General features: G+C 67.6%; 10 protein-coding genes and 1 pseudogene. 3 read left to right on the forward strand and 8 right to left on the reverse strand.

Annotation, left to right across the window (positions count from 1 at the left end; all coding sequences use genetic code 11):
• Window positions 1-8 precede the first annotated feature (8 nt).
• Window positions 9-1,178, reverse strand: a complete 1,170-nt coding sequence (locus LK996_RS10060) for an acyl-CoA dehydrogenase family protein (RefSeq protein WP_425493763.1) — start codon at window positions 1,176-1,178, stop codon at window positions 9-11.
• A 103-nt stretch (window positions 1,179-1,281) separates the two neighbouring features.
• Here LK996_RS10060 and LK996_RS10065 point away from each other — a divergent pair.
• The 3 genes and pseudogenes from LK996_RS10065 to metH all read left to right on the forward strand — a co-directional run.
• Window positions 1,282-2,208 (forward strand): annotated as a pseudogene (locus LK996_RS10065) (ArsR/SmtB family transcription factor); the annotation flags it as partial.
• Window positions 2,208-3,317, forward strand: a complete 1,110-nt coding sequence (locus LK996_RS10070; RefSeq protein ID WP_230527049.1) for a homocysteine S-methyltransferase family protein — start codon at window positions 2,208-2,210, stop codon at window positions 3,315-3,317. The pseudogene LK996_RS10065 and the gene LK996_RS10070, both read left to right, overlap by 1 nt.
• A complete protein-coding gene (metH, locus tag LK996_RS10075) occupies window positions 3,317-5,998 on the forward strand; it encodes a methionine synthase (RefSeq protein WP_230527050.1) in 2,682 nt (893 codons plus the stop codon). Before LK996_RS10070 ends, metH begins: the two co-directional genes overlap by 1 nt.
• 151 nt (window positions 5,999-6,149) lie before the next feature.
• Here the strand turns inward: metH and LK996_RS10080 are convergent, their stop codons facing one another.
• From LK996_RS10080 to LK996_RS10110, 7 genes are all read right to left on the reverse strand, one after another.
• Window positions 6,150-7,832: a hypothetical protein gene (locus LK996_RS10080; protein WP_230527051.1), complete on the reverse strand. Its 1,683-nt coding sequence runs from the start codon at window positions 7,830-7,832 to the stop codon at window positions 6,150-6,152.
• Window positions 7,833-8,434: 602 nt separating this feature from the next.
• Window positions 8,435-9,064 (reverse strand): DUF2058 domain-containing protein, encoded by a 630-nt coding sequence (locus tag LK996_RS10085; protein WP_230527052.1) that lies wholly within the window; start codon window positions 9,062-9,064, stop codon window positions 8,435-8,437.
• Between the two features lie 73 nt (window positions 9,065-9,137).
• Window positions 9,138-9,359: a SlyX family protein gene (locus LK996_RS10090; protein WP_230527053.1), complete on the reverse strand. Its 222-nt coding sequence runs from the start codon at window positions 9,357-9,359 to the stop codon at window positions 9,138-9,140.
• Between the two features lie 2 nt (window positions 9,360-9,361).
• Entirely contained in the window at window positions 9,362-10,702 is a 1,341-nt protein-coding gene (locus LK996_RS10095; RefSeq protein WP_230527054.1) for a UDP-glucose dehydrogenase family protein, read from the reverse strand.
• Window positions 10,703-10,822: 120 nt separating this feature from the next.
• Window positions 10,823-11,602 carry an FKBP-type peptidyl-prolyl cis-trans isomerase gene (locus tag LK996_RS10100; protein ID WP_230527055.1) on the reverse strand — a complete coding sequence of 260 codons (780 nt, stop codon included), beginning with the start codon at window positions 11,600-11,602 and terminating at the stop codon, window positions 10,823-10,825.
• A gap of 52 nt (window positions 11,603-11,654) precedes the next feature.
• Window positions 11,655-12,575: an FKBP-type peptidyl-prolyl cis-trans isomerase gene (locus LK996_RS10105; RefSeq protein ID WP_230527056.1), complete on the reverse strand. Its 921-nt coding sequence runs from the start codon at window positions 12,573-12,575 to the stop codon at window positions 11,655-11,657.
• 122 nt (window positions 12,576-12,697) lie between these two features.
• Window positions 12,698-13,267 carry a glutathione peroxidase gene (locus LK996_RS10110; protein ID WP_230527057.1) on the reverse strand — a complete coding sequence of 190 codons (570 nt, stop codon included), beginning with the start codon at window positions 13,265-13,267 and terminating at the stop codon, window positions 12,698-12,700.
• Window position 13,268 lies beyond the last annotated feature (1 nt).

Raw genomic sequence — 13,268 nt, forward strand, 5'->3', positions numbered from 1 at the left:
GCGCGCGCTCAGCGCAGGCCGGTTTCGTGGCGGGCGATCACCAGGCGCTGGATCTCGCTGGTGCCCTCGTAGATCTCGGTGATCTTCGCGTCGCGGAAGTAACGCTCGATCGGCATTTCCTTCGAGTAGCCCATGCCGGCGTGGATCTGCACGGCCTGGTGGGCGATCCACATCGCCGCTTCCGACGCGGTGAGCTTGGCGACCGCGGCCTCGGTGGTGAAGCGCTGGCCCTGGCCCTTCAGCCACGCCGCGCGCAGCGTGAGCAGCAAGGACGCGTCGAGCTTGCACTTCATGTCGGCGATCTTGGCCTGGGTCATCTGGAACGTGCCGATCGGCTGGCCGAAGGCCTTGCGTTCCTTGACGTAGGCGAGCGTCGCTTCGTACGCGGCGCGCGCGATGCCGATGGCCTGCGACGCGATGCCGATGCGGCCGGCGTCGAGCACGCCCATCGCGATCTTGAAGCCGTGGCCTTCTTCGCCGAGCACTTCATCGGCTTCGGCGACGTAGTCGACGAACTCGATTTCGCACGTGGCCGATGCGCGGATGCCGAGCTTGGGCTCGGTCTTGCCGCGGCTGAAGCCGGCCTTGTCGGTGTCCACGACGAACGCGGTGATGCCGCGCGCGCCCTTGTCCGGTTCGCTCATCGCGAACAGCACGATGTACTTGGCGACCGGGCCGGAGGTGATCCAGCTCTTCTTGCCGTTGATGACGAAGCGGCCGTCGGCCTGCTTCACCGCGCGGCAGCGCATCGCAGTGGCGTCGGAACCCGACTGCGGTTCGGTCAGCGCGAACGCGCCGATTTCCTTGCCTTCGGCGATCGCGCGCACGTACTTCTGCTTCTGCGCTTCGGTGCCGTGGGTGAGGATGCCGTTGCAGAACAGCGAATTGTTGACCGACATGATCGTCGAATGCGCGGCGTCGGCCGCGGCGATTTCGACCATCGCCAGCACGTAGCTGACCGGGTCCATCCCGGCGCCGCCGTATTCGGCCGGCACTTCGATGCCCATCAGGCCGTTCTCGCCGAGGGTGCGGATGTTCTCGAGGGGGAACTCGCCGCTGCGATCGAAGTGCTCCGCGCTGGGGGCGATCTTCTCGCGCGCGATGCGCCGCGCGACGTCCTGGATCAACAACTGCTCTTCGGTGAAGCGGAAATCCACTTGGCGCACTCCCGGCGGGATGAAGAAGCGGAATTGTAGCCGCGTGCGCACGAAAGCTTGACCCCCGCGAGGCTGCGGACCATCATTCATCGCTGTATCTCGATAAGCAGATGAAAGGTCACGCATGGATCTCGAAGGCTGGTCCGCCCGCCTGAAGGTGCTCGCCGACGCGACCCGCGTGCGCCTGCTGGCCCTGCTCGAGGGCGAGGAACTCACGGTGGCGGAGCTCTCGGCCATCACGCGCCTCGCCCAGCCGCGCGTGTCGACCCACCTGGCCAAGCTCAAGGAAGCGGGCCTCGTGCGCGACCGCCGCGCCGGCGTGTCGGCCTATTACCGCTTCGACGAAGACGCGCTCGATCCTGCGCAGCGGGCCCTCTGGCAGGCGTTGCGCAGCGGCAGCGACGACCCGCTGCTGCGCCAGGACGCCGAACGCGTGCCCTCGGTGCTCGCCAACCGCGCGGCCGACCAGAACTGGGCCGACTCGGTGGCCGGCGACATGGAGCGCCACTATTCGCCGGGCCGCACCTGGGAAGCGCTCGCGCGCACCGCCCTGCCGCTGCTGAGCCCCGGGGACGTGATCGACATCGCCTCCGGCGACGGCGTTCTCGCCGAACTGCTCGCCCCGCATTCGCGCCGATACGTGTGCATCGATGCGAGCCCGCGCGTGGTCGCGGCCGCGAGCGAGCGCCTGAAGGTCTTCCCGAACGTCGAAGTCCGCGAAGGCGACATGCATGCCCTGCCCGTGCCGGACGCGAGTTTCGACCTCGTCGTGCTGATGCACGCGCTGACCTACGCCGCCAAGCCGGCGCAGGCCGTCGCCGAAGCCGCGCGCGTGCTGCGCCGCGGCGGCCGCCTGCTGCTGTCGAGCCTGGCGCGCCACGAACATCGCGCGGTCGTCGAAGCCTACGGCCACGCGAACCTCGGGTTCACCGAGAAAGAGTTGCGCAAGTTCGCCGAGAAGGCGGGCCTTTCCATCGTCGGCAGCGGCACCGTCACCCGCGAACGCCGCCCGCCGCATTTCGAAGTGTTGTCGTTGCTGGGAGTCAAGCCTTGATCGATCCGCAGACCCTGCCCTGGTCCAACCCGGCGCGCGTCGCGTCGCTGGAAGCGGCGCTGTCGCAGCGCATCCTGCTGCTCGATGGCGCGATGGGCACGATGATCCAGCGCCACGACCTGCAGGAAGCCGATTACCGCGGCGACCGTTTCGCGGAAGGCTACGACGCGCTGTTCTCCGCCGAAGGCCACGCGCACGGCGCGGGCTGCGGTTGCGAATCGCACGACCAGAAGGGCAACAACGACCTGCTCACCCTGACGCACCCAGGGATCATCCGCGACATCCACGCGGCCTATCTCGACGCGGGCGCGGACATGATCGAGACCAACACGTTCAACTCCACGTCCGTCTCGCTCGCCGATTACCGCCTGCAGCACCTCGTGCGCGAACTCAACCGCGAGTCGGCGAAGCTGGCGCGCGCGGCGTGCGACGACGCGGAAGCGCGCGATCCGTCGAAGCCGCGCTTCGTCGTCGGCGTGCTCGGGCCGACCAGCCGCACCGCCTCGCTCAGCCCCGACGTGAATCGCCCCGGCTTCCGCGCGATCAGCTTCGACGAATTGGCGCAGGCGTATCGCGACGCGGTGCGCGGCCTGTGCGAAGGCGGCGCCGATGTGCTGATGGTCGAGACAATCTTCGACACGCTCAACGCGAAGGCCGCGTTGTTCGCGATCGAGGACGTGTTCGAGGAACTCGGCGCGCGCTGGCCGGTGATGATCTCCGGCACGATCACCGACGCCTCGGGCCGCACGCTGTCGGGGCAGACGGCGGAAGCGTTCTGGTACTCGCTGCGCCACGCACGCCCGATCTCGATCGGCCTGAACTGCGCGCTCGGCGCGAAGGACCTGCGGGCGCACATCGACGTGATGGCGCAGGTCGCCGACACGAACGTCAGCACGCATCCGAACGCGGGCCTGCCGAACGCGTTCGGCGGTTACGACGAAACGCCGGAAGACATGGCCGCGACGCTCGGCGAGTTCGCCGCGAGCGGCATGCTCAACATCGTCGGCGGCTGTTGCGGCACGACGCCCGAACACATTCGCGCGATCGGCGCCGCGGTGGCGGGCCTGCCGCCGCGCGCGATCCCCACGCTGCAGGATGCCGCCTGATGCGCACGGTGCTTGCACGCCACACCCGCCTGAGCGGCCTGGAGCCGCTGCAGATCACGCCGGAGAGCAACTTCGTCAACATCGGTGAACGCACCAACGTCACCGGGTCGGCGCAGTTCAAGAAACTGATCCTCGAAGGCCGTTACGACGAAGCGGTCGTCGTCGCGCGCCAGCAGGTCGAGAACGGCGCGCAGGTGCTCGACGTCAACATGGACGAAGGGATGCTCGACGCCGAAGAGGCGATGACGACCTTCCTCAACCTCATCGCCGCCGAGCCGGACATCGCGCGCGTGCCGGTGATGGTCGACAGCTCGAAGTGGTCCGTGATCGAGGCCGGCCTGAAGTGCCTGCAGGGCAAGGGCATCGTCAACTCGATCTCGATGAAGGAAGGCGAAGACGAATTCCTGCGCCAGGCGCGCCTCGTGCGCCGCTACGGCGCGGCGGTCGTGGTGATGGCGTTCGACGAAGCGGGCCAGGCCGACACGGTGCGGCGCAAGGTCGACATCAGCGCGCGCGCCTACGAATTGCTGACGACGAAGGTGGGCTTCCCGCCGGAAGACATCATCTTCGACCCCAACTGTTTCGCCATCGCCACCGGCATCGAGGAACACGACGACTACGCGGTCGCGTTCATCGAGGCCGCGCGCGAGCTGCGCAAGCGCTTTCCGCTTTCGCACATCTCCGGCGGCGTGTCGAACGTGTCGTTCTCTTTCCGCGGCAACGAAGCGGTACGCCAGGCGATCCACGTCGTGTTCCTGTACCACGCGATCCGCGCTGGCATGGACATGGGCATCGTCAACGCCGGCGCACTGCCGCTGTACGACGACATCGATGCGGACCTGCGCGAACGCGTGGAGGATGTCGTCCTCAATCGCCGCAAGGATGCGACCGAACGCCTGCTCGAGATCGCCGATCGCTTCAAGGGCAAGAAGGGCGAGAAGAAAGTCGAAGACCTCGCGTGGCGCGACAGGCCGGTCGCCGATCGCCTCGCGCATGCGCTGGTGCACGGCATCGACGCGTACATCGAAGACGACACGGAGCAGGCGCGCGCCGCCTCCACGCGCCCGCTCGACGTGATCGAAGGCCCGCTGATGGCGGGCATGAACGTGGTCGGCGACCTGTTCGGCGCGGGCAAGATGTTCCTGCCGCAGGTGGTGAAGTCCGCGCGCGTGATGAAGAAAGCCGTCGCGTACCTGCTGCCGTACATCGAAGCCGCGAAGCTGCGCAGCGGCGACGCCGGCCGGTCGAACGGCAAGATCGTCATGGCCACGGTCAAGGGCGACGTGCACGACATCGGCAAGAACATCGTCGGCGTCGTGCTCGCGTGCAACAACTTCGAGGTGATCGACCTCGGCGTGATGGTGCCGGCGCAGGTGATCCTGGATCGCGCGAAGGCCGAACACGCGGACCTGATCGGCCTGTCGGGCCTGATCACGCCGTCGCTCGAGGAGATGCGCCACGTCGCCGCCGAGATGCAACAACAAGGCTTCACGCTGCCGCTGCTGATCGGCGGCGCGACCACCTCGCGCGCGCATACCGCGCTGAAGATCGATCCGCAGTACAAGTCGCCGACCGTGTGGGTGAAGGACGCCTCGCGCGCGGTGGGCGTCGCGCAATCGCTCGTGTCCGGCGACTTGCGCGCGGCCTTCGTCGCGGCCAACGACGCCGACTACGCGGAGATCCGCGAGCGTCATCGCCAGCGCGGCGACGCCAAGCGACTCGTGTCGCTCGAAAAGGCGCGCGGACAGAAGTTCGACGGCGGCTGGGACGCGTATGTGCCTCCCGCTCCGCGCCAACCGGGCGTGACGGTGCACGACGACATCGACCTGGCGACGCTGGTCGACTACATCGACTGGACGCCGTTCTTCAACACGTGGGAACTGGCGGGCAAGTATCCGGCGATCCTCGACGACGAGATCGTCGGCAAGCAGGCGCGCGAGTTGTTCAATGACGCGCAGGCGATGCTGAAGCGGATCGTCAGCGAAAAATGGTTGCGTGCGAAGGCCGTGGTCGGTTTGTGGCCGGCGCGTGCCACCGGCGACGACGTGCGACTCGACAACGGCACCACCCTGCACTTCCTCCGCCAGCAGGCGGACAAGCCCGCGGACCGTCCCGACTTCTGCCTCGCGGATTTCGTCGCGCCGGAAGGCAGCGGACGCGAGGATTGGGTCGGCGGCTTCGTGGTGACCGCGGGCCTCGGGATCGAAGCGCACGTCGCGCGCTTCGAGGCCGACCACGACGACTACAACGCGATCCTGCTCAAGGCGCTCGCCGATCGACTGGCCGAAGCGCTGGCCGAACGCATGCATTCGCTGGTGCGTCGCGACACGTGGGGCTATGTCGCCGACGAAACGCTCGACAACGATGCGTTGATCGACGAACAGTACGTCGGCATCCGCCCTGCCCCCGGCTATCCCGCGTGCCCGGAGCACAGCGAGAAGGCGACGCTGTTCAAGCTGCTCGACGCGGAAGCCAACGCCGGCGTCCAGCTGACCGAAAGCTTCGCGATGTATCCGGCCGCGTCGGTCTCCGGCTACTACTTCAGCCACCCGAAGTCGCAGTACTTCGTCGTCGGCCGCGTCTCGCGCGAACAGGTCGCGGATTACGCGAAGCGCAAGGGGGTGTCGTTGGGGCAGGCGGAGCGGTGGCTCGCGTCGAACCTGGATTACGATCCGGAGTAGCAATAGAACGGGAAACGGGAAACTCGGGAAACGGGAGGTTGACCCTCGCTTCGGCTGACGGGTCTGCGAGCCGAAGCGAACGCTTGTCTCCCGTTTCCCGAGTTTCCCGTTTCCCGAGCTTCCTTTCCCGAGTTTCCCGTTTCCCCTCGCCTCACGGCCTCCCATGCTCAATCGGCCGATCCCGATGCATCAACGCCCACTCCGCGTGCTCCGCCAACGCCGCTTCCCCTAACGCCCGCAAAATCTCGCGCTTCTCGTGCGTCCCCGGCGCGGCGTCCAACGCAATGCGCGCATTGCGATAGATGCGGTGCATGAAGCGGTACTGCTTCACCAGTTCCTTGTCGGCCTTGCGATACGCGTACGCCTCGCGCACGGCGGCGATCAGCGAGAGTGCACCCATCGTCGTCACCAGCAGGCTGCGCGTGTCGGCGTCGAAGCCGCGGTGGAACAGCGCGAGCACGAGGCTGATCGCGATGCCCGCCCACAGGCAGGCTGCACCGACCGCACGCGTACGCAGGTGGTGGCGTTCGCGCAGCACGGCCTTGCGTTCGTAGTAGGCCAGTTGCCCCGATTGCCCGGGGCGCCCCACCCACGCATCGATCACCTCGTCGACCGCGCGCGCGGCGTCGTCCGGATCGCGCGGCGGCGCGGCGCGTGCGAGGCCGACCTGGCGCATGACGTTGCGGATCCATCCGAGTTCCACGTCCTGCTTCTGCATGAAGTTGTCGTGCGCGAATTCCGGGTCGCCGGTGATCGTGAGCCCGGCGCGGCGCCAGAACGTCTGCACGCGCAAGCCTTCGGCGAGCGCGCGATAGTCGATGTACTTGCGGTGCCAGTCCTCGCGGTGCGCGGCCGCGGCGATCGCCAGGCCCAACGCGAACAGGCCGAGGAACACCCACAGCATCCAGTCGGGCGCGCCGAGGTCGGCGTACAACAACAGCGCGATGCCCATCGCGACGGCGAGCCCGTGGATCGCGCGCATCGCCCATTGCGTGCGGCGCTGGAAGCGCACGGCGAGCGCGTCGGCTTCGCGCCATGAGCGTTCGGCGGGATCGTCGCTCGCGGCGGGCAGATGATGCGGATCGAGCGTGCGCCGATCGAACTCGAAGACCTGCATGCGGCGAAAGATGCGGTCGTATTCCGGCGGCGGCCCCGCGGTGAACGGACGCATGCCGCCGGTCGTGCACCACGTCGGCGCGCGTGCGTCGTCGGGCGATGCCGGTCCGCCCGCACGTCGCGCATGGATGTGCAGCACGAGGCTGTCGTCGTCGCCGGCGAGCATCTGGCGCAGGTTGTCGGTCGCCCGGCGCGCGCCGGGCACGGGGCCGCCGAGGTAATAGCGCACGATCTGCGCGGTGCCGCCGGTGCCGCTTTCGTCGCGGCCGTCCCACAAGGCGAACAACACGTGGCAATGGTTGGCGACGAACAGGCCCGCGTGCAGGTACTGGCGATCGCGCGCGGGACCGGGCGTGGCGAGCACGTCGAGGCTGGATTCGGCGAGCGAGAGTTGCACGACTTCCGCGCCATCCATCAGGCGCGCGAACGCGTGCTGCGATTCGGCGGTCGCGAAGTCCTGGCGATACAGCGCCAACGGCAACGGCAGCGGCACCACCAGGCGCGCGCCCGCATCGAGCGCGGCTTCGGCGACGAGGCGGTCGCCGCCTTCGGCAAGCGCGGACACCACGACCAGCGCGAGTTCCGGGTAGCGTTCGCGCAACATCGCCAGCGCTTCGCGCACCTGCGTGCGCAGCTGGGGCAATTGCACCGGGTCGAGATCGCGGTGGCTGGTGACCCCGACGATCAGTTCCGTGCGCAGTTTCGAGGCGGCATCCACGCCCCGTGCCAACGCCCGCGACGACCGTTACCGGCCACGCGGGGACGCCCGCAAAGCGGAGAAGCGGATACGTCGCTTCGGTCGGGCGGAGGGCCACGCACACGCATGTTCCCCTCCGCCGGTCGGGGGTGGCGCCATCCATGGCGACCCACGCCCGTGCGCACGGCCATCCATGGCCGTGCTCGGAGGGGAACATGCGTATGCATATCCCTCCGCACAAACAATTCGTTGTCCCCACTTCTTCGACTTACAAGCAAAGCAACGGCATGAGCAACGGCAACAGCGCACGACGCAAGGCGTAAGCGCACCTGCGTTGTGCTGCTGCGCACTTGCGTTGCGCCGTTGTGCTCTTGCCCTTCGCGCGAAGGGTCGGAGGGGTGGAGGCAGCGAATCGAGGTGCGGCTCGGCGCGTGTAGGCGTATGTACCCCCGAGCAAAACCATGGAGGGTTTTGCGCACGGTTCTTGGCTGGCCATGGATGGCGCTTGCCAGAACCGGCGGGGGTACGTACGCATACACGTGACGGGCCGCCCATCCGAAGCCCGCGCTGCGTCTACTCCTCCAACCCGACCCTCAAGGTGCGCAGCCGCGCGCTCCGCGACGCTACCAGACGAGGTCGTCGGGGACCTGGTACTGGGGGTCGGCGTAGGGATCGTCCTGCGCGGGCGCGTTCGGATCGACCTTCAAAGCGACGGCAGGCGCGAAGATCGTTTCGGCCTCCACCAGCGTCGCCGCGTCGACGAGCATGTAGCGCCCGTTCTCCTGCACGACGCCGAGTTCGCCGGCGTTGAGTCGCTTGAGCTGGTCTTCGGTGACGTAGATGCGCTTGATCTTGCCGCCGTATTCGAAGTGGCGCGCGATCTCCGCGTCGGCGACATTGAGGCCCTTGCCCTGCAGGAACGCCGACAGCGCGGCCTTCGCCTCGCGACGCTTGCGCGCTTCTTCCTGCTTCAGGCGCTCGGCTTCGATGCGCTCGTCCTTTTCCTTCTGCGCACGGATCGCATAGGCCTTGGCGAGGTCGATCTCTTCGCGCGACTTCGGCTTGGCGTGCGCGGGCTTGCCGTGCGACGGCTTCGCATGCGCGGGCTTGCCGCCATGCTTGTGCACGGGCTTGTTCGATGCGCCCGGTCTTGCGCCCGGCTTGCCGCCGGGACGAACGTCGGGCTTGCGTTCGGCCTTGGGGATCGGCTTGAAGCCGAGGCCGAGGAGTTGGTCGCGCAGGGTATCGCTCATGTCCGGAACTGCGGTCGTGCGGTATCGCGTGCCAAGCATGCCGCATCGCGCGTTGCGATGCAGCACCAGCGATTCAGTAATGCGGAGGCGGCGGTTCGTCCGCCGGATCCGCCATCTCCATGCCCCGCTGCGATTTCAGTTCTTCCATCGCGCGGCGGAACAGGTCGGCGTTGCGCTCGGCCTCCATGCGGGCGGCACCGAGCGCGTCGCTCATTTCGGCGAGCGAGGCTTCCAGGAACGCCAGGCGCGTTTCCAGTTCGACCAGCCGCGCGTCGGTGTCTTCGCCTGCGTGCATCGTCACTCCGGCTTGCGCAGCGAACGGCCGCGGCCGATGCCGTAGTACGACAGCCCCGCGGCTTCGACTTCCGCCGGGTCGTACAGATTGCGCCCGTCGAAGACGACCTTGTCCTTGACGACGTTGGCGAGCCTGGCGAAATCGGGGCTGCGGAACTGCTTCCACTCGGTGACCACGACGAGCGCGTCGGCGCCCTGCAGCGCTTCGCCCGCGGTCGCGCACAGGTGCAGGTCCTCGCGGTTGCCGAAGATGCGGCGCGCTTCCTGCGTGGCTTCCGGATCGAACGCCTGCACGCGCGCACCTGCGTCCCACAACTGCTGCAGCAGCGTGCGGCTCGACGCGGCGCGCATGTCGTCGGTGTTCGGCTTGAACGCCAGGCCCCACACCGCGACGGTCTTGCCGCGCACGTCGCCGTAGTGGCGCGTCATGAGTTCGAACAGGTGCTGCTTCTGCGCGGCGTTCACCGCTTCCACTGCATCGAGCAGGCGCGGATTGCAGCCGTACTGTTGCGCGGTCCAGGCGAGCGCCTGCACGTCCTTCGGGAAGCACGAACCGCCGTAACCGGCGCCCGGGTAGATGAAGTGCCAGCCGATGCGCGGATCGGAGCCGATGCCCTGGCGCACGTGTTCGATGTCGGCGCCGACCTGCTCGGCGATGCACGCCATCTCGTTCATGAAGGAAATCTTCGTGGCGAGCATCGCGTTCGCCGCGTACTTGGTCAGCTCCGCCGAACGCACGTCCATCGCGACGATGCGCTCGTGGCTGCGGTTGAACGGCGCGTACAGGCGCTTGAGTTTCTCCAGCGCCTGCGGGCTATCGGTGCCGACGACGATGCGGTCCGGGCGCATGCAGTCGTTGACCGCATCGCCTTCCTTGAGGAATTCGGGATTGCTGACGACGTCGAACACGAGGTTCGTGCGGCGCTCGGCGAGTTCGTGCGCGATCGCGGCGCGCACCTTGTCGGCGGTGCCGACCGGCACGGTCGACTTGTTCACCACGATCGTCGTGCGCTGCATGTGCTGGCCGATCGTGCGCGCGACGGCGAGGACGTACTTGAGGTCCGCGCTGCCGTCTTCGTCCGGCGGCGTGCCGACGGCGATGAAGACGACGTCGCCGTGTTCGATCGCCTGCGCGGCGTTGGTGGTGAACTCGAGGCGGCCCGCGGCGTGGTTGGCTTTCACCATCGGCGACAGGCCGGGCTCGTAGATCGGGATCACGCCGCGGTTGAGGCCCTCGACCTTCGCCTCGTCGATGTCGACGCAGACGACGTCGTGGCCGACTTCCGCAAGGCACGTGCCGGTGACGAGTCCGACATATCCGGTGCCGAAGATGGTGACGCGCATGGGGAGTCCTGATGAGCTTGGAAAGGCGGCATGGTGGCAGCCGCCATCGTCACGCCGCGGTGAAACCGCGGCGTGACAGCAGGCTTACGCGTGTCTTGCTTCGCGCGATGCGCGCATCGCTTACTGCTTCGGCGGCTGCACGATGTCGAGCAGTTCGACGTCGAACACGAGCGTCGCGTTCGGGCCGATCGGGCCACCCGGCGTGCCCTTGTCGCCGTAGCCGAGGTTGCCCGGGATCCACAGCTTGTACTTGCTGCCGACCGGCATCAGCTGCAGGCCTTCCTGCCAACCCGGCACGACCTGGTCGAGCGGGAAGACGACCGGCTGGCCGCGATCGTAGGAGCTGTCGAAGGTCTTGCCGTCGAGCGTCGCGCCCTTGTAGTGCACGCGCACGACTTCGCCGGCCTTCGGCTTCGGACCCTTGCCTTCGGTGACGACCTGGTACTGCAGGCCCGACGCGGTGGTCTGGACGCCCGGCTTCTTCGCGTTGTCGGCGAGGAACTTCTTGCCGTCCTCGAGGTTGGTCTTCGCATCGGCTTCGGCCTTCGCGACCGCCTTCTGCTGCATCTTCTGGCCGAACGACTCGCCGATCTCGCGCGCCTGGTCTTCGGTCATCAGCAGCTTCTCGCCGGCGAGCGTCGCGCGCACGGCCTTGGCGATGGTGTCGACGTCGACTTCTTCCTTGATCGGCTCGAGCTGCTTGCCCAGCGCCATGCCCACCATGTAGCTCACCTTGTCCTTCTCGGTGGGCAGGCCCGCGATCGCGGCGCCGGCGGCGGTCGAAGCCGCGGCGGGTGCGTTCGCGTCGGCGGCCTTGTCGGCGGCCTTGTTGCAGCCGGCGGCGAACAGCGCGGCGGTGGCGCAGGTGAGAACGAGGGCGTGGCGCAGGGTCTGCTTCATCGTGGCGCTCCTGGAAATCGGGGTAAGTAGTGAAAAGTGTTTGCGGTGTCGGTCATTCGACGCCGAGCAGTTCGACATCGAACACGAGCGTTGCGTTCGGACCGATGTCCGGCGGCATGCCGCGTTCGCCGTAAGCGAGGTTGCCCGGGATCCAGAAGCGGTACTTGCCGCCGACCGGCATCATCGCCAGGCCTTCGCCCCAACCGGCGATGACCTGCGAGAGCGAGAACGTGCGCGGCTGGCCGCCCGTGGTGCTGTCGAATTCGGTGCCGTCGAGCAGCGTGCCGCGGTATTCGACCTTCACCGACTGGCCGGGCTTCGGGCGGATGCCCGACCCCTGGCGCAGGATCATGTATTGCAAGCCGGACTTGGTGGTGAAAACGCCTTTCTGCTTCGCGTTGTCGGCGAGGAAAGCGGCGCCCTTCTCCGAGTTGTCCTTCGAACTGGCCTGCGCGGCGGCTTCCAGGCGCGCCTGCTGCTTCTGGCTGAAGGCGGCGCCGATCGCGCGCGCTTCCTCATCGCCGAGCAGGAGCTTGCCCTTCGCGAACGACGTGCGGATGGCCTGCAGCATCACCGGCACGTCGATCTCCTCCTTCACCGGCGCGAGCGAACGGCCGACGTCGGCGCCGATCAGCAGGCCGACGTTCTCCTTCGACACGGCGGGCAACGGCGCGGTCGCGCCGGGCTGCTGCCCGTTGCGCGAGGTCAGGCGCTGCATCAGTTGCTGGTTGGTCTCGCGCGCGGTCGCCTCGTCGATCAAGGGCTTCTTGCCTTCGAAGGCGTTGCGCACGGCGCGTTCGAACGCGGCCATGTCGATTTCCTGCGCCGCCGGGGCGAGCGAGTTCGCGACATCCATGCCGATCATGTAGCTCGCCTTCTCGCGCTCGGTGGTCAGCGCGGTCTTGTCCTGGGCGTGCGCCGAAAGCGCAACGACCGCGAGCAACGCGGCAAGGCCGCGCACGAAACCCTTCATCCGGTGAACTCCTGTTTCTGGAACGTGAGGCAGCGTAGGTGGCACGCGCGGCGCCTGGCCGCGCGGCCGCTCATTGTCGGCGCGCGCGGGGGCTCGCGGCAAACCTCCCCATGGGGAGTAGTTCAGGCGCCCTTGGGCCTCGGGGCCTGGAGCGCCTTCTCGATGGCGTCGACGATCGCCTTGTCGTCGGGCGTGGTCTTCGATCCCCAGCTGGCGATCAGGCGGCCGTCGCGACCGATGAGGTACTTGTGGAAGTTCCACTTCGGCGGATCGCTGGAGACCTGCGCGAGATCCTTGTAGAGCGGCGTCGCATCCGCACCGACCACGTGCACCTTCTCGAACATCGGGAACTTCACGCCATAAGTGAGCTTGCAGAACTCCTGGATCTGCTTCTCGTCGTCGAACTCCTGCGCCTTGAAATCGCCCGACGGAAAGCCGAGCACGGCGAAACCCTTGTCCGAATACTTCTTGTGCAGCGCTTCGAGCGCTTCGAACTGCGGGGTGAAGCCGCACTTGCTCGCGGTATTGACCACGAGGACGACGTCGCCCCCGTAAGTCTTGTCGAGTTCGACCGGGGTCTTGCCGGCCAGCGGCCGGTAGCTGCGATCCAGCAGCCCGCCCTGCGAAGCGGCCGCGACGGTGGCCAGGCCGAGCAGCAGGGCCGCGCTGGCGGCGAGTAGGGAACGGCGCATG

It is taken from the genome of Noviluteimonas lactosilytica, assembly GCF_020866925.1.
GTDB lineage: Bacteria > Pseudomonadota > Gammaproteobacteria > Xanthomonadales > Xanthomonadaceae > Noviluteimonas > Noviluteimonas lactosilytica.